We start from the raw sequence: 20,457 nt of genomic DNA, 5'->3' as shown, positions 1-20,457 counted from the left end.
CGGCGGAGGAGCTCCGCGACCGCATCGGTCGACCAGGTTTGCGACCGCACCGGTCGACCAGGTCCGCCACCGCATTTGTCGACCAGCTCCGCGACCGCATCGGTCGACCATGCGGCTCGGTGGTTCCACCCGGCCTCCCCGGTCGGGCGTCTCAAGCCCCGGTCAGCAACCCCGGGTCCCTCAATCGCGTATCCTGCCCCTTGACCGGGTCAGCGATCGCCGCCTCCAGACTGAGTGCGCCCTTCCACTGCTCGGCCGGACGCGCCTGCTCGCCCGGGCCGATCTGGTCGATTCCCCAGTAAATCTCCAGCCGGTGGTTGTCGGGGTCACGGAACTCCACCGCGATCTGCCCCCCGGCGCGGCGGCGGCCATCGAAATCGATCGGCACGTCGTGACTGCGCAAATGCGCCCGCGCCTGGACAACATCGTCCAGCGAACCGACCTCGAAAGCGAGGTGATGCAGGCCGGCACCGGCCGGGTTCTCAGCCGTCGCCTTGAACAGCGCGATTCCGTGATGATCGGGATTGCAGCGCAGGAACGCCGCGCCTCCCGGCATCATGTCGTCAGCGTAGGAATCGGAGACATGAAATCCCAGCACCTCGGTGTAGAACGCAACCGAGCGCGTCAGGTCGGCGACATAGAGCGCGACGTGGCCAATCTTGCCAAGTTGAAAGGGTGGCGTGCTCATCAGCGTTGTTCCTCCTGTTGCAGCGGTGCGGCACGGGTTCTACCCTGCCGCGAGTAGCCACTTTTGACCAGCGACGAGGCCTGATCATGAACGCGATATCCGATGTGGCCGGCAACGCCGGCGGTCGCGAAAGGGCCCGGATCCGCGCCCAGGCGTTCAGCGGCTCGACCTCCGGCCTGGCACCCGGCAACGTCCAGGCCAACCTTGTCATCCTGCCGAAAGCACTGGCGCACGATTTTCTACGCTTCGCCCAGGCCAATCCCAAGCCCTGCCCCATCCTGGCCGTGTCCGAGGCCGGCGATCCGCATTTCCCAGTCCTCGGCGCGGACCTCGATATCCGCACCGACCTGCCCCGCTACCGGGTCTGGCGGAACGGCGAACTGATCGCCGAACCCACCGAAATCCGCGACATCTGGCGCGACGATCTGGTCAGCTTCGCCATCGGCTGCTCATTCTCGTTCGAGGAAGCGCTGATCGAGGACGGCATCGAGGTCCGCCACATCGCCCGCGGCTGCAATGTCCCGATGTACCGCACCAATATCGCGTGCGTTCCTGCCGGCATTTTTCAGGGCCCGCTGGTGGTCTCGATGCGACCGCTGAAGCCAAAAGATGCGATCCGGGCGGTGCAGATCACATCGCGCTTCCCCTCGGTTCACGGCGCGCCGGTGCATCTCGGCTTCCCTGCCTCGATCGGGATCCCCGATATCACCAAACCGGACTACGGCGACGCGGTGCCGATTGCGGCCGACGAAATGCCGGTGTTCTGGGCCTGCGGCGTGACCCCTCAAGCCGTCATCGCGCAAGCGAAGCCGGCGTTCTGCATTACCCATGCACCGGGCGCGATGCTCATTACCGACCTGCGCAATACGTCTTTGGCTGCGCTGTAGCAAAGTCTCGCCGTCCGCTCGGACGTCGCCTCGGCATGACCCAGCGCCTTGATGACCGCCCCCGCGCCTTGATCGACCGCATCGAGGCCGCGATACATCGTGACGTCGGCCGCGGCATGAACCCGGTGTTCGGCGCCACGCAAGGCGGCTTGGGCCGCGCAGCGGCGGCCCTCGGCGCGTCCCACCAACCACGCATCGGCCTGATCACCGGCTTCTTCGTCCCGCACGCGGATCCGCCAGCCGCCGAAACCGACGGCCCGGCCGGAGCCGCGCTGATTGCGCGGGCCTTCATTCACGCCGGTCTGTCCTGCCGGCTGGCCACCGACACGACCTGTCGGTCTGCCTGCCGCGCCGCCCTCGATGCCGCCGGCGCCACCGCCGTTCCGATCGACGCCGCGGCTCCGGATCAACCGGTCGACCCGCTGATCGACCGCTGGCGCCGCGGCGCGATCGACTGGGTGATCGCCATCGAGCGCTGCGGCCCCGCCGCCGACGGCCATCCGCGGAACATGCGCGGCACTGACATCTCGGCCCATGCCGCGCCCTTGCACCGGCTGTTCAGTGCCGGACCGTGGCGTAGCATCGCGATCGGCGATGGCGGCAACGAAATCGGCATGGGGCGCGTCGACCCGGGACTGATCGCAAAGCACGTCCCGCTGGGTGAGGCAATCGGTTGCGTGGTGCCGGCGGACTTTCTGATCACCGCCGGGGTCTCACACTGGGGCGCCTACGCCCTGCTTGCCGCCTTGGCCGTGCTGCGTCCGGAGTGGTCCGGTGCGATGCTGGCTGGCCTTGCCGAGCACCTCGACCGCGCGGTGGTCGAGGCAATGGTGCGCGACGGTCCAGCCGTCGATGGCGTTTCGCTCCGACACGCGGCCACCATCGATGCATTGGATTTTCCAGTGCATCACGCGGTGCTGCGAGACATACTTGCCGTCATCGGCAACCGCCCAGCGGCGGACATCGCAGCGGATGTGTGACCGGCTATGACGCACCAGTGATCACAGCGGCGCCACGGCTAAGGATTATCGGTCTGACCATGATCGAGAATCGACAATGGTTTTCCCACATCGTACCACGCGGCCTCGCCGGCGCGCTGCTGACCGCTTTTCTTGCTCTGTCAACCGCTGCCTCCGCGGAAACCGCTGGTCCCGCGCAAACCGCCCAATCAACGGCGATCTGCCGCGCCGGCATCACCAATGACACGCTGATGCCGTTGCCAGCTCAACTCACGGCCCGCGCCAGGCAACTGTTCCATTTGGATATGCCGGACGCCCTGATCCGAAAGACCACCGTCTATCGCTGCCTGGATGGACAGACGCTGGTGTGCACGACGGGCGCCAACCTGGCCTGCGGCAAGGCAAACACAGAGCGGAATCCGGCCGCCGTGTTCGCATGGTGCCGCGCGCACGGACAATCCCGCGTTGTGCCGATGTTCGTCACCGGTCACGACACCATTTACCGCTGGCGCTGCCGCGACAACGCCCCCTCTATCGACGTAACCGTGGATACCGTTGATGCCAGAGGCTTCCTGGCGCGAAACTGGAAGCACGCGGACCAGTAAAGTGCTCTCGCAGCGACTTGGCGGCAGAACGCCCGACCCACTAAACAAGGCGGCATGACCCATCCCGCATCGCGCCCGGTCTGGCATCCCGAGAGCCTTGCCGACCGCCTGCCTTTTCTGCAACGTCGCTCCTCCCTGACGCGATCGATCCGGTCGTTCTTTGGCTCGCGCGGCTATACGGAGGTGGAAACACCCTACGCCGTTGCCTCGCCCGGCGAGGAGGTTCATCTGCGGGCCTTCGCCACGGTTCGCCACCGTCCCGACGGCAGTACCGAGAAGCTCTGGCTGCACACCAGCCCCGAACTTGCCATGAAGCGGCTGTTGGTTGCTGGTTCCGGCCCGATTTTCCAATTTGCCCGGGTCTGGCGCAACGGCGAAGGCAGTGCCCTGCACGCCGCCGAATTCACCATGCTGGAATGGTATCGGCCCGGGGCCGGCCTCGACGCGCTGATCGCCGAAACCACTGACCTGTTGCGCTCGACCCTGCCCGCGGTGGTACGCTGCCGCGGCATCACCACCGATCTGTCGCGGTTCGAGCGCCTCACCGTATCGGAGGCGTTCGCCACCCATGTCGGGGTCGACCTGCTGGCGATCGGCGAGGATGCGGCAGGTTTGGCCGCCGCCGCAGGCGCCACGTTGCGACCGGCGGAAACCTGGGAGGATCTGTTCTTCCGCTTGCTGCTGGAGCGGATCGAGCCGGCCCTGGGCCGCCGGCATCCGACATTCTTGACGCACTGGCCCGCGGCGCAGGCCGCGCTTGCCCGGCGTGACCCGGCTGATAGACGTGTCGCCGAACGGTTCGAATTGTTCATCTGCGGCATCGAACTGGCAAACGCATTTGTCGAACTGACCGACCCCGTGGAACAGCGTGCCCGGTTCGTCGCCGACCGAGCGCGCCGGCATGATCTTGATGGCCCCGAGTGGGCGCTGGACGAGGACTTTCTCGCCGCGCTGGCGCTCGGGATGCCGCCGAGTGCAGGCATCGCTCTAGGCTTCGACCGCCTGGCAATGATCGCATCGGGCGCCGATCGAATCGGTCAGGTATTGTGGCTGCCGCGGGACGATTCCGATTGATCGGAAGCAGCGGAACGGTGTTTCGCGCGGATCATGATCCCGACGTAAGCGGAACGCTCAGAGCGCGCGGACATCCGACAGAACCGGGCGTCCCAGCATAGGCCGCAAACACCGAGGCCGCCGGGTCAATGCGTGACGGCGCCGCCCACCGCGCCAACTCCGCCGCCGATCAGCGCCCCGGTTGCCGGCCGGCCGCCAGTCACCGCCGACACCCCGGCGCCAGCTCCGGCGCCAAGCAGGCCGCCGGTCACCGCTCGGGTTCCAGGGGTGGAACCGCACGCCGCAAGGCCCAGCGAGGCGGAAAGCAACAAGACGATTTTTGCAACCCGCATCATATCCTCCTTTATTTGGTCGCTTGGAGATAAGGTGGAATCAGACGGACTTCCCGGCCAAAAGCCGGCAATTTCGTGGCCAGCGATCAAACGAATGTCAACGTCTGCTTGTGATCGTCACAAGCGGAAGGTAAGCCCACCGGCTTTCGCTCAGCGAACCCGCCGGAGGCCACCTTACGATAAGCCCCGCCTCGCCCAGAGCATATGTGCTGTATTGCGCAACTCGACCCCTGCCGGCGCTTCCCGCGTCTGCCGGGGTGATCATGACGAAGGTGTCTTCAATGTTCACCCGCTTGCTCGGCCTAATGGCAGCCGACATGGCCATCGATCTTGGCACCGCCAACACGCTGGTTTACGTCAAGGGGCGCGGTATTGTCCTGTCGGAGCCGAGTGTCGTCGCCATCGCCGAGGTGCGCGGCAAGAAGCAAGTGGTGGCGGTCGGCGAGGAAGCCAAGCAGATGCTGGGCCGGACCCCCGGCCACATCACCGCCAGCCGGCCACTGCGCGACGGCGTGATCGCCGATTTCGAGGTCGCCGAGGAAATGATCAAGCATTTCATTCGTAAGGTGCACAAGCGGCGCGGCTTTGCCTCGTCTCTGATCATCGTATGCGTCCCATCTGGGTCCACGGCGGTGGAGCGGCGGGCGATCCAGGAAAGCGCGGAAAGTGCCGGAGCCCGGCGCGTGCGGTTGATCGAGGAGCCGATGGCGGCGGCGATCGGGGCCGGCCTCCCGGTGACCGACCCGTCCGGCAGCATGGTCGTCGATATCGGTGGCGGCACCACCGAGGTCGCGTTGATCTCGCTCGGCGGCATCGTCCACGCCCGTAGCGTGCGGGTCGGCGGCGACAAGATGGACGAGGCGATCATCAGCTATATCCGTCGCCACCATAATCTGTTGATCGGCGAGTCCTCGGCCGAACGGATCAAGATGGATATCGGTGCGGCGGCGACGCTGGATGCCGACGACCCCGGGCCGTATCGCGAGGTGCGCGGCCGCGATCTCCTGAGCGGCGTGCCGCGGGAGATCGTCATGACCCAGCGCGAGATCGCCGACAGCCTGACGGAGCCGGTGTCGGCGATCATCGAGGCGGTCAAGGTTGCGTTGGAGAATACGCCGCCGGAACTTTCGGCCGACATCGTCGAAAAGGGAATTGTGCTGACTGGCGGGGGGGCGTTGCTGTATCGGCTGGATCAAGCGCTGCGCGAAGCCACCGGGCTCGCGGTGGCCGTCGCCGACAATCCGCTGCAATGCGTGGCGCTCGGCACCGGGCGCGCCTTGGAGGAGAAGAAGCGCTTAAGCAACGTGCTGACAAGTATGTACTAATTTCGGCTTGTGTCGCCAGCCTGCGCGATGCCGTGCCGCTGCGCGTGAAACATCGCCGGGCTGGTCCAGACCACCAACGCCTCGCCGACGAGATGCGGCTGGCTCGGGCACGACAAACGCGCTCAGCTCGCGAGCCTGCGGTCCGATATCGATCCCGCTCGGGTTGAACCCGCCTACGGGCATCTACACAAACTCAGCGCGCGCGTATCGACACCTTCATGCGGCTGGACAGCGGTCCTGCCCGAGAAGCAGACCGATTTCATATCCAACGTGTTCGGTGAGGCGTGCGGCTTCGGTTCGGCATACTGATGTCGGTGCCCGTGCATCGCGATGTCGCATTCCTCAGCGATGCGAACACCGAAGGTGCGTCTTCTGACTCGCTCCTTTGGTTGCAAATGGGGCACGAAGCTTCAGCCAGACCGAATCCTAGCGGATGTAGCTCCGATTCGCGCATACATTGCGCATGTGAAAGTTTTTGCGCGCAATGGGGTCTTGTCGGCACCCGTGTATCACCCATTTGCTAATTTGCACAACGGGTGATCGCGTGGGTTTTAAGATGGCGCACCAGCACAACTTTACGTTGCACTACGGGATCGTGATCGCAGGGGCGTGGCGACCGACTCGTCATTTGGTAGTTTGTTAGCTACTGCACACAACGATCTCAAAACCGCGCCGGGTCGACGGATGGTTGCGGGAAAGCCACTAATTTCCGCGGCCGCCAAGGTCGACGCTGAGCGCTCCCATTTTCCTGTGATTGATTCAAGCTTGGGGTGATTGTGCAGACCATTGATTACGATGATCGCCGGCCGGACACCGCGCGGCACGTGTTTGATACCTCGGCCGAAAAGCCGATTACCGCAGCGATTTATATCCATGATCTTTCACCTGGCGGCGTCGAGCGGCAGAGCCTGGTGCTGACCAGCGAACTGCAGGCGAGGGGGGTCGACGTCGTACTCATAGTCCACCAGATGCGCGGCGAACTGGTGTCGTTGTTGCCGCCCGGGGTGCCGGTGGTCAATCTGCACAGCGCCCGCACCTTGCAGGACATCTGGCGGCTCCGCCGGTTCCTGCGCGACGAACAGCCGGATATTTTCATGGCCAACGTCGACCACAACAACATAGCGGCAGCGCTGGCGAAGACCTTGGCGGGGTCCCAGACCAGGCTGGTCATCTGCCAGCACAACCCGCTGACCGCGGGGTTTCATGCCACGGTGAACTGGAAGCACCGGGTGGTGCCATGGTTTTACCGAGCCCTGGCTTCTCGTATCGATCACGCGGTCGCGGTTTCCGACGGCCTGGCCGGCGAAATAATCGATGTCGGCTTCCCGCCAAGCAAGGTAAGCACGATCTTCAACGGGGTGATCGGCGATGACTTTGGAGCACGCGCGAGTCTGCCTGTGCATCATCCCTGGCTGGCCCAAAAGGACCGCCCGGTGTTCGTCACCGCTGGCCGCCTGGTGGAGATGAAGGATCAGCGAACCCTGCTGCAGGCCTTCGCCCTGCACGTCGGACAGTGCCCATCCCGGCTGATGCTGCTGGGTGTCGGCCCGATGCTCGACGAGTTGCGGGCGCTGGCCGGATCACTGGGCATCGCCGAGCACGTCGCGTTCGAGGGCTTTGTGTCAAATCCGCTGCCCTACATGCGCGAGGCCGACGCGTTCGTGCTGTCCTCGCGATCCGAAGGGTTTGGTAACGTGCTGGTCGAAGCGATGGGATGCGGCACGCCGGTGGTTTCAACCGATTGCCCGCATGGGCCGGCGGACATTCTGGCGCATGGTAAATTTGGCACACTGGTTCCGCCGCGCAATCCCGGCGCTTTGGCGTCGGCTTTGGGTCGTGTTCTGCAAGACCGACGGCAATGGTCGAGCGACTCCCTGCGCGGGCGTGCCGAGGCGTTCAGCTACGCCGCTTGTGCCGACGAATATGCGCGGCTATTCAGGAGCTTGGTCTAGTCGATAGCCGATCGCCCAGGGCGGAGCGTCCAAGCGCATCAATCGTGGGACAATACCTCTGGTGAAAACGGTCAGCCCCAGCGGCGCAATCCGGCAGCCCGCGCGCGGCGCACCACGAACCACGTCCAGCCCATTTGCGGCAGCAGCGTCAGGAACGGCACTGGGGGTTTGTAGAGCGACGGCGCGGCGATGAAGATCAGGCAGCAGGCGCCCCCGAAAACCGCGAAACTCCAGTGCACCAGGGTCACCGTGACAGCGGGAACGCCGGACCGCTGCGCCACCTGATACAGGTGCCCACGATGCGGCTGCGTGAGCGCCTCACGCTGCAAAGCACGGCGCCCCAGGGTGAACGCGACGTCGAACAGCACGCCGGACAACAGCATCGGCATCAGCAGGAAGGACAGTTCCACCCCATCGAAGCGACTGGCCACGACCGCGAGCACCGCCAGCATGAAGCCACAGAACTGGCTGCCGACGTCGCCCATGAAGATGCGCGCCTTGGGAAAGTTGAACGGCAGGAAGCCGACCAGGCCCGCGGCCAGCAGCCCGGCCGTGGCATACGCGAACCAGCCGCCATGCTGCTCGGCGATGAACACGATGAACAAGCACGCGATCAGCGCCACACCACTCGCCAGCCCGTTCAGTCCGTCGATGAAATTCATCGCGTTGGTAGTGAACAACAGCCAGGCCAGGGTCGCCGCGATGCCGATCCAGGCAACCGGCAACGGTCCCATGTAAGGGATTCGGAAGTCGGTCACGAACAGGCCGCTCGACACCGCAACCAAGGCCGCCAGCACCTGAGCACCGAGCTTGACGATAAACGGCCAGTCGAACAGGTCATCGAGGAAGGCAACGACAGCCATCGCCACCGACGCTTCGATCACGCCAAGGAAGTATGGGTCGGCCAGCCGGGAAAACTCGGCGTAGCGGTATAACACCGCGATGCCGACCAGGAACGTCACTACGATGCCCACCCCGCCGCCCTTCGGAGTCGGCCGATTGTGCGCCTTGCGGGCTTCCGGCGCGTCCATCAGCCGGGCCTCGATCATCAGCCGGACCGTGCCGGCGGACAGCACCACGAGCAGTGCGGCAAATCCCAGGTGGCGGAACAAGGCGGCAAGGGTCATGCGACGGTCCGGTCGTGGCGGCCGGATCGTCTATCGCCTTCGCGACGCCGCGGCCATCCCCGGGCAGGATGTTCGCCTTGCGCGGCCGCAGCCCGATGACACGACCGGGCCGACACGGCGCAGAAAACGATCAGAGGCGCCCTAGCAGCCAACCGCAGTAGGTAGCGATGACGCACAGAACAACGGAACCGACCGCATAGCCGAACGCCGGGACCACCTCGCCGCCCTGCATCAATTCCAGCGTCTGCAGGCTGAACGCCGAGAAAGTGGTGAACCCGCCGCATACGCCGGTCATCAGGAAGACGCGGATTGTGGGATGCAGGGCGATGCGCTCAGGCGTCAGCGTCATCCCGCCAACCAGGCCGATCAGGAATGAACCTAACACGTTGATCAGCAGTGTGCCCCAGGGAAACCGAGGCCCGGTCAACGTCGTCATCGCCGCGGCCAGCCCGAACCGCGCCACACTGCCAATTGCGCCGCCTATGGCGACCGCGACCCAGGCGCCCATGGAGGTCCCCAATGATCGTCCTCGACTGGTACTCCAGGTGCGGGCAGCGGCCCTGCGCTGCACGCATAGCAACCAGGCTGGAATACATATGATAACGCAGCTTATTATCAGCGCAACCCTGAGGAACCGTCATTGGACGAATTTCACCGCGACCTGTTGTTTTTGCTGCACGACGTCGCGCGCCTGCTGCGCGTGGATGCCGACAAGCGCGCGCGGCTGCACGGCATGACCCGGGCACAATGGGCCATTTTGATTTGGCTGGAACGCCAGCCGGGAATTTCGCAAAAGGAATTGTCCGAACTGCTGGAAGTCGAGCCGATCACGGTGGCCCGGCTGATCGATCGCCTGGAAGCCCGCGGCATGGTCGAACGCCGACCGGACCCGCGCGACCGCCGCATCTGGCGATTGCATTTGCTGCGGCCGGCGCGCGACGTGCTGCACGAAATCGACCAACAGCGTGCCGAAATGACGCGTCTCGTCACCGCGGGCATCGGCGAAGAGTCCATAGAATCCATGATCGAGGCATTGATGCGGATGAAAGCGACCCTGACGCAGGAGGCTCACGCATCGCGCCGCGGCGCCGAACATGTCGACACCGAAACGCGGGAGGCGGTCTGATGTCTCAGGCCGCGATGTCGGGACCGGCACCTCGGGTTACCGATCGGGTCACCGAGGCGCCCGCCCGCCGCCGGCTTGGCCGCGCGGTATTGCGTCCGATCATGATGCTGGGGGGCATCGCCGCGGTCGTCGCAGCGGTCGGCTTCTACTGGCTGACCGGCGGGCGCGTGGTATCTATCGACGACGCCTATGTGCGCGCGGCCAAGGAGGTGATTTCCACCGACGTCTCCGGCATCGTCGCCTCTGTGCCGGTGCACGAAGGACAGCGGGTGGACAAGGGCGACGTGCTGTTGCGCCTGGACCGGCGCCCGTTCGAGATCGCCCTCGCCGGCGCGACCGCCAACCGCGATGCCATGGCTTCGACGCTGAACGGCATGAAGCTCGACTACAAGCGGATGCTGCGGGACGTCGATGTCAAGCAGGCGCAGTTGCAATCCGACCAGGCGAACTTTGAACGCTTCGCCAACCTGATCAAGAGCGGCGGCGTCACCCGGGCGGACTACGACAATGCGCGCTTCCAGGTCATGGCCGTCAAGCAGGCGGTCGAGGCGCTGAAGGTCACGGCCGCTGTGCAACTCGCACGATTGGGCGGTAATGCCGACGCCGACGTCACCACCATGAACGACTACCTAAAGGCCCAGGCTCGGGTCGACGAGGCGCAGCGCGAGCTTGACCACGCGGTGATCTACGCCCCGTTCAGCGGCATCGTTACGCAGGTCGAGACGGTGCAACCAGGGATGTATCTGGCCGCGGCGACGGCGGCGTTCGGCCTGGTTTCGACCGAGGATGTGTGGGTCGAGGCCAACCCGAAGGAAACCGAGCTGACCCATGTAAAGCGCGGCGATCCGGTGGATGTGACCGTCGATACCTATCCGGGACGTAGCTGGAAGGGCGAGGTGGAGGCGATCGCGCCCAATAGCGGGTCGGAGTTCTCGGTGCTGCCGGCGCAGAACACCTCGGGAAATTGGGTGAAGGTGGTGCAGCGTATCCCGGTCCGCATCAAGGTCGAACACAAGCAAGGGGATCCGGAGCTGCGCGCCGGCATGAGCGTCGTGACCGATATCGACACCGGTCACACGCGGAGCTGGCGCGACCTGTTCTAGCAATGACATCCGCCGCTCCGGTCGCGGGGTCGTCCGACCGCGTACCGTACCGCACGATCATCACGTTGTGCACAGTGGGTGCGACGTTGATGCAGGCGCTGGACCAGACGATTGCCAACGTGGCGCTGCCCTACATGCAGGGCAGCCTGTCGGCGACCTATGACGAGATCACCTGGGTCCTGACGTCCTACATCACCGCGGCGGCCATCATGACAGCGCCGGTCGGCTGGCTGGCGTCGCGGTTCGGCCGCAAATACTTGTTCATCACATGCCTGATCGGCTTCACCATCACCTCGATGATGTGCGGCGCGGCGCAGTCGTTGTCCCAGATGGTCGCATTTCGCATTCTGCAAGGCGTATTCGGCGCCGCTCTGGTGCCGCTGTCGCAATCGACCATGATGGACATCTATCCGGTCGAGCAGCGCGGCAAGGCGATGGCGATCTGGGGCGTCGGCGTGATGGTCGGCCCGATCCTGGGCCCGACACTCGGCGGTTACCTGACCGAGATGTACAACTGGCGCTACGTCTTCTACATCAACCTGCCATTCGGCATCCTGGCGACGCTCGGCCTGATATTCTGCATGCCGCGGTCGTTCGGCAACTTCGGTATGCGTTTCGACTGGATCGGTTTCGCCGTGCTGTCGCTGGGTATCGGCGGCCTGCAGATGATGCTCGATCGCGGGCAGAACCAGGACTGGTTCAGCGCGACCGAGGTGATTACCGAGGCGGTGATCGGCGGTTTGGGTGTTTACCTGTTCATCGTCCATATGATCACGGCGAAGAAGCCGTTCATCCCGATCATTCTGTTCAAGGACCGGAATTTCGCGGCTGGACTGTTGTTGATGTTCGCGACTGGGACGATCCTGGTTTCCAGCTCGTCACTGATGGCGCCGTGGCTGCAGAACCTGGCGAACTACCCGGTGGAAACCGCGGGCCTGATCATGGCACCGCGCGGCATCGGCACGATGACGGCGATGCTCACCGGTGGAAAGCTGTCGGCCCGGCTCGACCCGCGCAAGCTGATGGCTGCGGGTATCCTGGCGCTGGCGTGGTCGATGTGGGAGATGACGAGTTGGACTCCCGACGTCGCCCAATGGACCATCATCATCACCATCGTAATACAGGGGGCGGGACTCGGGTTCGTGTTCCTGCCGCTGCAAGTGCTGGCATTCGCAACGTTGCCGCCACAATACCGCACCGACGGAGCGTCCTTGTTCAGCCTGTTCCGCAACATCGGCGCCGCGGTTGGGGTGTCGGTGACGTCGGCGGTGCTGGCGCACAATACCCAGGTGTTGCATCAGTCGATCGGCGCCTCGGTCACGCCTTTCAACCGCGCGCTGCAGGGTGGGGGCATGGTCAGCCGCCTGTGGAATCCGGCGCATTCGCATGGCGCCGCGGTATTGGACCAGTTGGTCAATCAGCAGGCCCAGATCGTTGCGTACATCGACGATTACTGGCTGATGATCTTCACCACGTTGCCGTCATTGCTGTTGCTGCTGCTGTTGCGCCGGCCAAAGTTGAGCGCGAATGCACCGGTGGAGGCGCACGCGGCGATGGACTGACTCGGCTCAGCCCGTCGTCGCCGCTGCTTCAGGCAGGCGCATCCATGCCGGGATGCGGGGGGTCAGCGTAGCATCCGCGCATTGCAGCGTGGCGGCGAGCGAATCCAGCCGGAGCGACGCCAAACCGATCCCGTCGCGGCCAGAGCGCATGGTGCCGACTTCGACTCCGGCACTCAGCACCGGGCTTCCGAGCACTGGCAACGGGCCATCGACGCCGACCGGAACCAAACGCCGCTTGACCAGCCCGCGATACTTCGTCCTGGCAGTCAGCTCCTGGCCCATGTAGCAACCCTTCGACCACGAGACACCCGACAGCTCGTCGAACCCAGCTTCCAGCAGCACGCTGCGATCTGGTTCCATGTCCTTCGACCCATCCGGCAACCCGGCGCCCAGACGATGCCGATCCCAGTCCTCAGGGGTCGCATTCGCCGAAAGCGGGCCGCCGGCGAGAATGCGCCAGGCGAAATCAGGCAACCTCGGGTCGGGCGCAATGACCGCAGCCACGTCGGGCCGGCCGTCCCAGGCGACATGGACATGCAGCGCGGGTTCGGCACGCAGGCTTGCCTTCATCCGCAGCCGGTAGCGTGACAGCCGCTGGATCAACATCGGGATCTGCTCCGCCTCGCAGTCCAGCAACAGCGCATCGGCTTGGCAAAACACGAAGAAATCCGCCAGCCATTTGCCTTGCGCGGTCAGCAGCGCCGCCCAGACGGCGTGGCCGGGCCGAGCGGTTTCGATGTCATTGGAAACCAGGCCCTGCAGGAAGCCGACGCGGTCATCGCCTTCGATCGTTATGACGCCTCTGTCGGGCAACGGGGTCAACTGAACCATGCGGTATAGTTAGCGCGGCTGAGGCCTGCCGCAAGCTGTCGCGTCCCGAGGCCGGGGGCGCCAGCAGTGCGGCCAGCGTCGCCCTCCTGGTCGCGGCGTCGCTCGCCAGCGTGGCCTGGACCAGGAACGCGTCCCGCGCCGCCTTCGCCGTGCGCACGCGCAGATCGGGATTGCGGATCATCCAGTCGAGCGCGGCGTGCCAGGCGACGGGATCGTTCGCCACCAGATGTCCGGCGGGACCGTCAGCGATCGACCCGCGGTAGACCGGCGTGTCGGAGGCCAGCACGACAAGCCCCAGCGCCGCGTAGTCCATCGCCTTGATCGGTGACTTGGCACGGTTGAACGCCGTGTCCAGCAGCGGGGCCAGACCGATGTGCCAGCGCGGTCGCACCGCCGTCATCCAGTTGACGAAGCCAGGATAGGATCGCGAGGCATGAGTCGGTGGCCCGATCCGATTGAATGCCGTGGGTAGCTCACTTCGGCTGGTCATTCCCAGCACATCGATGACGACCCGACCGCCGTGCTCGGCCTTCAGCCGCAGCAGGGCTGGCTCGATCATCGCGAAGTCGCGCTCGTGCGTGCGGGTCCCCATGCACAGGATGCGCACCGGGTCGTCCCACGGTTGATCGCGCGCCGGCGGCTGCGTCCAGATGCGTTCGTCCAGTCGATTCTCCACCACAATCGCATCCCGCCGCAACGAACTCAGCCGTTCGGCGAGCCCAGGGGTCGAGACCCAGACCGCGTCGGCGACGGCCAGCATCCGGCGCACCACAGGCGCCAGCGGCCGCAGCACTGTCGCGTCCGGATGGGTCCGCGGAATGCAGAGCAGATCATCGTCCAGGTCGAGCACCAGCCTGGCTCCAATCTCCCGGGCGTGCCGCGCCAGCCGGTTTGCCGCCGCCACGTTGCCCACGGCGGAGCGCTGGGTGACGATGATATCCACCCGGTGATCGAAGACCGTTTCGGCATCGGCCAGAATGATCTCTAGGCCGTCGCCGGTCGCCAGGTGATCGAGCGGTTGCAGCAGCCGGATGTAGCCGCAGGGGGTCAGATCTCCGTTGTCATAGCGTTCCGGCACGATCGCAATTCGCTGCTTCAGCGCCGGCGGCGGGATGCGGGCCTTGCGCGCCAGCGGCGACAAATAACGCTCGGCGTAAAAATCCGAGACCGCGGGCACCCGCACGGCAGGCGGCGGCTTTGCGCGATTGCGCAGCGTGATCCGCACGGCATCGAACGCGGCGAGCCATTCGCTTGCCGATGCCCGATGGTCCACCAAGCAGGAGAGCGGACGTCCGGCAAGACGTTCCGAAAACGATCCATGATCGGTCGCCACGATCGGCCGCCCGGTCGCGATCGCCGTGCTGAGCGCAAAACTGTAGGTTTCCGCCGCGGAGGAGGGAAACCAGAACACATGGGGGTCGATCCGGCTAAGTAACGCCGGCAAGTCGCGGTCGTTGTAATGCCCGGTGGCTTTGATCAACCGAGCGGCGGACTTCGGAAAGCTATTCTCCAGGGCGCCGATCAAGTGCAGTTCAATCGTTCCTGGCGGTGCTGCTTCGGCCAGCTCGGCCACGCAGCCGGAGCCCGTGTGGCTTGCCAGCGCCCCAAGCAGGACGATCCGCAGCTTCGGGGCAAGGAACTTGGGAAGACGCGGGGTCCAGACGGTCTCACGCTGTTGTTCGTGGGGAACGACGATGGCGCGGGCGCCCATTGCATGACGCTGCAGCCGAGCCTTGACGTCGGCGCTTGGGCAGATCACCCGATCCGCTTCCAGGAACTGCCACGCCCAGTGGCGTCGCCAGGAGACGATGTCGCGGGCGCCGTGCGGGCTTTTCTCGGCGATGCAGGCGTTGCACCCGGCCGGGCCTGGTTCGCCGCAATAGATGCCCTCGGGCCAGCGCAGCAGATTGACCTGCGGACAGATGGCAAAGTAGTCGTGCACGGTCACGTCGAACGGCACGCCCAGCCGGTGGATCAGGGCGCGGATGTCGAGATCCATTCCCATCAGGTGGTGGATGTGGATGCGCGAGAGGTTGGTGGATCGCAGCACAGCGACCAGGTCGTCGAGCCGGTCCGCAGGAAGGGTCAGCACCGGAGGATTGGCCGGATGGCCCGGGAGCGCCGGAAGCGAGAGCGCGGCGCCGCGGTCGCTTGCCTGCAGCAGAAGCACCCGGGCGGTGTCGCGGTGGCGTTCTACCAGGCTGTCGATATGCCGCCGGATGTCGCCGCCGAAAGCGTGTGATATCATCAGGATGACCGGCAAATTCGCCTGCCGGAACAGCGCTGCGGTCAGGGCGAAGCGAAACCCGGAGAGTGTCGTGTGCGCCGCGCGGGGCTTTAGGTCGGGAGGTTTGTTGCTAGAAACCAACGTGTCGCATGCTAGACGGTGCTGCCAGCCCGCTGCTTCGGCGCGCGCGGAGAGATCGCTGGAAGCGTTTCCGGGCAAGTGACCGAGTGCGCGCAAGGCGGTACGGCGAATGTAGAGACAATGGTCTATCTCGGTATGGGTGCTGACCGAACGGCCGGCGTTGATGGTGCGGCACAGCGCGTCGAGCGACGCCGCATCGCCCGCGTCATATCGGCCAATCCAGCCAACATCGGACAATGGCGAAACGATCGCGATGTCTCGGCGGGAATACGCATGCGCCGCTAACCGCCGCAGCCAGCCGGGCTGAACATCGGTCTCGCCGTTGAGCAGGACGATGTCGTGGCGTGCCGATGCCGCGATGCCGAGGTCAGCCGAGGCGGCGAAGCCCAGCCGCCGGCGGTTGCGGATCAGATCGATCCGGCGTTCCGCCGACAGATCCCGCAGCCAGCGGCCTCGCCGCGATGCGCGGTCGTCCACCACGATGACCCGGGCGAGCGGGGACTCGCGCGTTCTCAGCACCGATAGAACGCAGTGTTCGGCGTCAGTGTCGCGACGCACCACGATGATGACGTCGGCAAGGACTCCGCGGGGCAGCGGCGCTTCGGTTTTTTCGGATGGCAGGTAGTCGCTGATGTCGATGGTTGGTTCGGTCGGATAGCCGCGCGCGATGCCGAGCCGCAGATGGTAGAGCAGGGGATTGCCAGCGGCATCTGGATGCTGCTCGACGTAATAGGCTGCGTCGAACCTTGGATGCGGATTGCGCCGTTCGCGGGCGCCGGCCTGAACGTAGTGCAGCAACGGGGCAAGCCCGCTCGCGGCGACGTCGGGGTAGTGTTCGATATACCAGGCGCTGTCGAAAAGCGCGTTGGGATCACGCCGCTCCGCCGCGCCGTAATGGACGAAATGGTGATGCGGATCGGTCTTGCTGGCGGCGATGTCCGGATAGCGCGTCAGGTACCAGGCGGGGTCGAGAAGGTCGGCCATCTGCTGCATCGAGGCTGGCAGATCCGATACGGCATCAAGCGGCGGCATCGGTCTTCCTGGCGTCCAGCATCCGCGACCAGGCGAGACGCCGCCCGCGCGCCTGGCTGGCGAGGCTGGCACGCGCCAGGAAGACGTCGCGCGAGCGCTGGGCGATGGCTTCCCGCGCCTCAGGGTTGCGCAGCAGCCCGTTCAGCGCGGCATACCAGGAAGCGGAGCTGTTCGCCACCAACTGGCCGGCGGGACCGTCGGCAATGGAGCCTCGATACACCGTCGTATCGGACGCCAGAACCACGAGGCCCAGCGCCGCGTAGTCCATCGCCTTGATCGGCGACTTGCACAGGTTGAAACCGGTATCGAGCAACGGCGCCAGCCCGATATGCCATGCCGGTTCGGCGGCGGTCAGCCAATTCACGAAGCCCGGGTAGGATCGCATGGCATTGGCGGGCGGCACGATCCGGTTCAGCCCCGGCGGAAGCTCTTGCCGTCCGCTCATGCCGATGACCTCGATGACCACGCGATCGCCATACGCCGCCTTGAGCCGCGCCAGGGCAGGGGCGATCATCACAAGATCGCGCTCGTGGGTGGCTGTGCCCATGCACAGAATGCGCACCGGCTGATCTTGCGAGGGCGCGGTCGGGGTTTTCCAGATGCGCTCGTCCAGTGCGTTTTCGATTACGATGGCATCGGGGCGGATCGCCGACAGACGTTCGGCAAGGCCTTGCGTCGAGAGAATAACCGTGTTGGCGACATCCAACATTCGGCGAGCAACAGCGGCGCGCGGGCGCAGCAGCTTGGCATCGGGATGGCCGCGTGGGATGGCCAGAAGATCGTCGTCCAGATCGAACACCAGCGTGGCGCCGGCCGCACGCGCTCGGGCTGCAAGGCGATCGGCTGCCGCCACGTCCGGCAGTGCGAAACGCTGGGTGACGATGATCTCGGCGTCGTGGTCGAAAATGCTGTCCGGCGTGGCGACGATGACCTCAAAATCGCCGGACGCCGCCAGGTGATGCAACGGCTGCAACAGCCGGATGTAGCCGCACGGCGTGGGAAACCCGACGTCGAACCGCTCCGGCACCACGGCGATGCGCGGCTTAAGCTTGCGGCGTCGCACCGGGCGCGAGCGGAGATAAGTCGCGGCGTAGAAATCCTCGACCGCCGGCCGCATCGGCGGCGCCGGAGCGGCTTCGATGTGCCGCAGCTCGGCACGGATTTCCTCGAATTTCCTGACCCAGGCGGTGGGCGAGGTTGCAACGTCGACCAGCCAGGTGAGCGGCCGGCCGGTCAGGCGTTCGGTATGGGCGCCGATCCGCGTCGCGGCGATCGGTATCCCGGCGTCGAGTGCGGCACTGAGCGTGTAGCTGAACGTCTCCGGCCAGGCAGCCGGGAACCAGATCAGGTGCGGCGCGAGGCGTTCGATCAGACCCGCGAGTTCGCTCTCCCGGTATCGGCCGGTCAGTTTGATTCGCTTGCGTGCGGATTCGGCGAACGCGCCGTCGATATCGCCGATCAGATGGATTTCCGTCGTCGCTGGATCGGCCAACTCGGCGACCGAGGCAACAGTTCGGCCACCCTTGTGGTGTGCTAGCATGCCAAGTATGGCGATCCTGAATTTGCGCTTTCCCCTGCGATCGGGCGGCATCGCACGCAGCTTCCAGGAACCCGCCTCGACGGCCTCGTGCGGTGCCAGGACCGCGTTGGCATCCAATCCGAATCGCCCAAGCCGGGCCAAGACGTCGCGGCTCGGACACAGCACCCGAGCCGCATCCCGGAGTTGCCAGGCCTGAGTGGCGCGCCAGGTGATGATGTCGCGCGCGTTCTGCGTGATGCGGTTGGCGATGCAGGCGTTGCAGGCGGCGATATCGGGCTCGTTACAGTAAAGCCCGTCGCGCCAGGGCAACAGATTGATCTGCGGACAGATCGCGCTGTAGTCGTGCACAGAAGTGTCGAACGGCACGCCCAATTTGCGAATCAGCGCGCGGATGTCCATATCCATGCCCATAAGATGATGAATATGCACCCGCGACAGGTTCATCGAGCGCAGCACTACCGCCATGTCGTCCACCCGCTCGGCCGGCAACGTCAGCACCGGGTGGTCGGGCAACGACGGAACCGACAGTTCGACACCGCGATCGGTCGCCCGCAGCAACAGGAATCGCGCCTGGGTGGCAAAACGCTCCACCAAGCCGTCGATGTGGCGGCGCACGCCTCCCCCCAGTTCGTGCGCGACCATCAAGATCACCGGCAATTTCGATCGCCGGAACAGTTCCGCGGTGACGCCGAAGCGGAACGGTTCTACCGCGCCCAGGCCGACATGGCGCACAATATCGCGCCGATAGTTCGGGTAACGCTGCAGGATCAGTTGCATCGCGCGTTGCGAAAGTTGGTCGGCGCGGTCGCCGAAACTGACCGAACCCTGATGATAGACAAATGTATCGCAGGCGAGACGGTGCTGCCAGCCCAAGTCACTGGCCCGCAGGCAGAAATCGTTTTCCTCGCCATAGCCGAGGGTGAAACGTTCGGCGTCGAATTCGCCCACCTGAAGCAGCGCCTCGCGGCGGATATACATGCAGAAGCCGACCGTGGTCGGGACGGCGACAAAGCGTCCGGCATTGACCATGCGGCAGGCGTCGTCGAGTTCGGCCAGCGCCAGGCCGAAGGCGATCGGACCGCCCAGGTCGGCGGGATAGCTGCAGATCGTCGCGTTGTTGGAAAACGGCGAGACTGTTGCGATGTGCCTGGCGGCGTAGGCCTGGGCGGTCAGCCGTGCCAGCCAGCCGCGCGGCACCTCGGTATCGCTGTTCAGCAGCACGACGTCATGGCTGCCGGCTTCCGCCATGCCGCGATTGACCGAGGCAACGAAACCGGCGTTGCGCGGGTTGCGCACCAGGTGGATTCGGTGGTCTTCGGCCAGTGTGCGGAGCCACGCCGATAGCGCCGCGTCCGGTGAGCAGTCGTCGACAACGACGATACGGCCGAGCGGGGGGCCGGGATCGGCCAGCACCGAGGCAATGCAACGCCTGGTCTCCTCAAGGCCGCGATACACCGGGATCACGACATCGACGACGACATCGCGCGGCAGAGGCGGCGGCTGTCGTTGCGATGGCAGGTAGTCGCGGATATCCACTTGCCGCTGCGTCGGATAGCCGAGCGCGTGGCCAGTGCCGATATGGTACAGTAACGGATTTGTTGCCGCGTCGGGATGCTCGCCAGCATACCACGCAGCATCGAAAGACGGATGCGGATTACGCAACTCCGCCGCCCCGGCCTGGAGATAATGCAGCAAAGGATGCAAACCGCTGGCGCCGACGTCGGGGTAGTGTTCAGTGTACCAGGCGCCGGCGAAGAACTGGTTTGGGTCGCGCTGCTCCGCCAGGCCGTGGCGGATGAAATGCAGCAGTGGATCGAGGTCGGCGGCAACGACGTCAGGATAGCGCTCCTGATACCAGTCCGGATCGAGGAACCCCTGCATCGCCCGCATCAGCGCGAATTCCCGCGGGTCTGCCTCGGCCGCCCTGGGTGCCGGCTTCGCCATCG

At 65.2% G+C, this 20,457-nt stretch carries 16 protein-coding genes; 9 read left to right on the top strand and 7 right to left on the bottom strand.

Translation table 11 applies throughout. From position 1 onward, the window contains the following. Positions 1-151: 151 nt before the first annotated feature. Positions 152-688 (bottom strand): VOC family protein, encoded by a 537-nt coding sequence (locus ACQY4T_RS22795; RefSeq protein ID WP_428535349.1) that lies wholly within the window; start codon positions 686-688, stop codon positions 152-154. 86 nt (positions 689-774) lie between these two features. On the opposite strand from ACQY4T_RS22795, the gene ACQY4T_RS22790 reads away from it, so the two are divergent. Genes ACQY4T_RS22790 through epmA form a run of 4 tightly spaced genes read left to right on the top strand, consistent with a single transcriptional unit; the run spans position 775 to position 4,213 of the window. Beyond that, the gene (locus ACQY4T_RS22790; RefSeq protein WP_428535347.1) at positions 775-1,575 is read left to right on the top strand and encodes a putative hydro-lyase; all 801 of its coding nucleotides are present in this window, start codon (positions 775-777) and stop codon (positions 1,573-1,575) included. A gap of 35 nt (positions 1,576-1,610) precedes the next feature. After that, complete coding sequence (locus ACQY4T_RS22785; RefSeq protein ID WP_428535345.1) at positions 1,611-2,555, top strand: glutamate cyclase domain-containing protein; 945 nt, start codon at positions 1,611-1,613, stop codon at positions 2,553-2,555. 59 nt (positions 2,556-2,614) lie between these two features. Then, a complete protein-coding gene (locus ACQY4T_RS22780; protein ID WP_428535343.1) occupies positions 2,615-3,139 on the top strand; it encodes a hypothetical protein in 525 nt (174 codons plus the stop codon). A 54-nt stretch (positions 3,140-3,193) separates the two neighbouring features. Then, positions 3,194-4,213, top strand: a complete 1,020-nt coding sequence (gene epmA, locus ACQY4T_RS22775) for an EF-P lysine aminoacylase EpmA (protein ID WP_428535341.1) — start codon at positions 3,194-3,196, stop codon at positions 4,211-4,213. 125 nt (positions 4,214-4,338) lie between these two features. Here epmA and ACQY4T_RS22770 read toward each other — a convergent pair whose 3' ends face one another. After that, entirely contained in the window at positions 4,339-4,545 is a 207-nt protein-coding gene (locus ACQY4T_RS22770; RefSeq protein WP_428535339.1) for a hypothetical protein, read from the bottom strand. A gap of 281 nt (positions 4,546-4,826) precedes the next feature. On the opposite strand from ACQY4T_RS22770, the gene ACQY4T_RS22765 reads away from it, so the two are divergent. Beyond that, positions 4,827-5,870, top strand: coding sequence for a rod shape-determining protein (locus ACQY4T_RS22765; protein ID WP_428535337.1), 1,044 nt, complete (start codon positions 4,827-4,829; stop codon positions 5,868-5,870). A gap of 776 nt (positions 5,871-6,646) precedes the next feature. Next, positions 6,647-7,822, top strand: coding sequence for a glycosyltransferase (locus tag ACQY4T_RS22760; protein WP_428535335.1), 1,176 nt, complete (start codon positions 6,647-6,649; stop codon positions 7,820-7,822). A gap of 71 nt (positions 7,823-7,893) precedes the next feature. On the opposite strand, the gene ACQY4T_RS22755 is transcribed toward ACQY4T_RS22760, so the two are convergent. Continuing rightward, positions 7,894-8,949 carry a glycosyltransferase family 4 protein gene (locus ACQY4T_RS22755; RefSeq protein WP_428535333.1) on the bottom strand — a complete coding sequence of 352 codons (1,056 nt, stop codon included), beginning with the start codon at positions 8,947-8,949 and terminating at the stop codon, positions 7,894-7,896. A gap of 130 nt (positions 8,950-9,079) precedes the next feature. Continuing rightward, entirely contained in the window at positions 9,080-9,457 is a 378-nt protein-coding gene (gene crcB / locus ACQY4T_RS22750; protein WP_428535331.1) for a fluoride efflux transporter CrcB, read from the bottom strand. 132 nt (positions 9,458-9,589) lie between these two features. Between crcB and ACQY4T_RS22745 the strand changes: the two genes are divergently transcribed. Genes ACQY4T_RS22745 through ACQY4T_RS22735 form a run of 3 tightly spaced genes read left to right on the top strand, consistent with a single transcriptional unit; the run spans position 9,590 to position 12,740 of the window. Further along, positions 9,590-10,075 carry a MarR family winged helix-turn-helix transcriptional regulator gene (locus tag ACQY4T_RS22745; RefSeq protein WP_428535329.1) on the top strand — a complete coding sequence of 162 codons (486 nt, stop codon included), beginning with the start codon at positions 9,590-9,592 and terminating at the stop codon, positions 10,073-10,075. Further along, positions 10,075-11,178, top strand: coding sequence for an HlyD family secretion protein (locus ACQY4T_RS22740; RefSeq protein WP_428535327.1), 1,104 nt, complete (start codon positions 10,075-10,077; stop codon positions 11,176-11,178). Before ACQY4T_RS22745 ends, ACQY4T_RS22740 begins: the two co-directional genes overlap by 1 nt. Before the next feature lie 2 nt (positions 11,179-11,180). Continuing rightward, positions 11,181-12,740 carry a DHA2 family efflux MFS transporter permease subunit gene (locus ACQY4T_RS22735; RefSeq protein ID WP_428535325.1) on the top strand — a complete coding sequence of 520 codons (1,560 nt, stop codon included), beginning with the start codon at positions 11,181-11,183 and terminating at the stop codon, positions 12,738-12,740. 6 nt (positions 12,741-12,746) lie between these two features. Here the strand turns inward: ACQY4T_RS22735 and ACQY4T_RS22730 are convergent, their stop codons facing one another. From ACQY4T_RS22730 to ACQY4T_RS22720, 3 genes are read right to left on the bottom strand one after another with little or no spacing between them, the layout of a single operon-like run. After that, positions 12,747-13,571, bottom strand: a complete 825-nt coding sequence (locus tag ACQY4T_RS22730) for a YgfZ/GcvT domain-containing protein (protein WP_428535323.1) — start codon at positions 13,569-13,571, stop codon at positions 12,747-12,749. Next, the gene (locus tag ACQY4T_RS22725; protein WP_428535321.1) at positions 13,516-16,971 is read right to left on the bottom strand and encodes a glycosyltransferase; all 3,456 of its coding nucleotides are present in this window, start codon (positions 16,969-16,971) and stop codon (positions 13,516-13,518) included. Before ACQY4T_RS22725 ends, ACQY4T_RS22730 begins: the two co-directional genes overlap by 56 nt. Next, positions 16,958-20,455 (bottom strand): glycosyltransferase, encoded by a 3,498-nt coding sequence (locus ACQY4T_RS22720; RefSeq protein ID WP_428535319.1) that lies wholly within the window; start codon positions 20,453-20,455, stop codon positions 16,958-16,960. The genes ACQY4T_RS22725 and ACQY4T_RS22720 overlap by 14 nt, the downstream gene beginning before the upstream one ends. Positions 20,456-20,457: the final 2 nt, after the last annotated feature.

Origin of the sequence: Rhodopila sp. (assembly GCF_965277825.1) — a bacterium.
GTDB lineage: Bacteria > Pseudomonadota > Alphaproteobacteria > Acetobacterales > Acetobacteraceae > Rhodopila.
This window is presented reverse-complemented; position numbering and strand designations above follow the sequence as displayed.

Excerpts from the sequence above, each read along its gene's own strand:
- ACQY4T_RS22795 (WP_428535349.1), bottom strand. The coding sequence starts at position 688 with ATGAGCACGCCACCCTTTCAACTTGGCAAGATTGGCCACGTCGCGCTC.
- ACQY4T_RS22725 (WP_428535321.1), bottom strand. The coding sequence starts at position 16,971 with ATGCCGCCGCTTGATGCCGTATCGGATCTGCCAGCCTCGATGCAGCAG.
- ACQY4T_RS22765 (WP_428535337.1), top strand. The coding sequence starts at position 4,827 with ATGTTCACCCGCTTGCTCGGCCTAATGGCAGCCGACATGGCCATCGAT.
- ACQY4T_RS22790 (WP_428535347.1), top strand. The coding sequence starts at position 775 with ATGAACGCGATATCCGATGTGGCCGGCAACGCCGGCGGTCGCGAAAGG.
- ACQY4T_RS22740 (WP_428535327.1), top strand. The coding sequence starts at position 10,075 with ATGTCTCAGGCCGCGATGTCGGGACCGGCACCTCGGGTTACCGATCGG.
- crcB (WP_428535331.1), bottom strand. The coding sequence starts at position 9,457 with ATGGGCGCCTGGGTCGCGGTCGCCATAGGCGGCGCAATTGGCAGTGTG.
- epmA (WP_428535341.1), top strand. The coding sequence starts at position 3,194 with ATGACCCATCCCGCATCGCGCCCGGTCTGGCATCCCGAGAGCCTTGCC.
- ACQY4T_RS22770 (WP_428535339.1), bottom strand. The coding sequence starts at position 4,545 with ATGCGGGTTGCAAAAATCGTCTTGTTGCTTTCCGCCTCGCTGGGCCTT.
- ACQY4T_RS22720 (WP_428535319.1), bottom strand. The coding sequence starts at position 20,455 with ATGGCGAAGCCGGCACCCAGGGCGGCCGAGGCAGACCCGCGGGAATTC.
- ACQY4T_RS22735 (WP_428535325.1), top strand. The coding sequence starts at position 11,181 with ATGACATCCGCCGCTCCGGTCGCGGGGTCGTCCGACCGCGTACCGTAC.
- ACQY4T_RS22785 (WP_428535345.1), top strand. The coding sequence starts at position 1,611 with ATGACCCAGCGCCTTGATGACCGCCCCCGCGCCTTGATCGACCGCATC.
- ACQY4T_RS22730 (WP_428535323.1), bottom strand. The coding sequence starts at position 13,571 with ATGGTTCAGTTGACCCCGTTGCCCGACAGAGGCGTCATAACGATCGAA.
- ACQY4T_RS22755 (WP_428535333.1), bottom strand. The coding sequence starts at position 8,949 with ATGACCCTTGCCGCCTTGTTCCGCCACCTGGGATTTGCCGCACTGCTC.
- ACQY4T_RS22780 (WP_428535343.1), top strand. The coding sequence starts at position 2,615 with ATGATCGAGAATCGACAATGGTTTTCCCACATCGTACCACGCGGCCTC.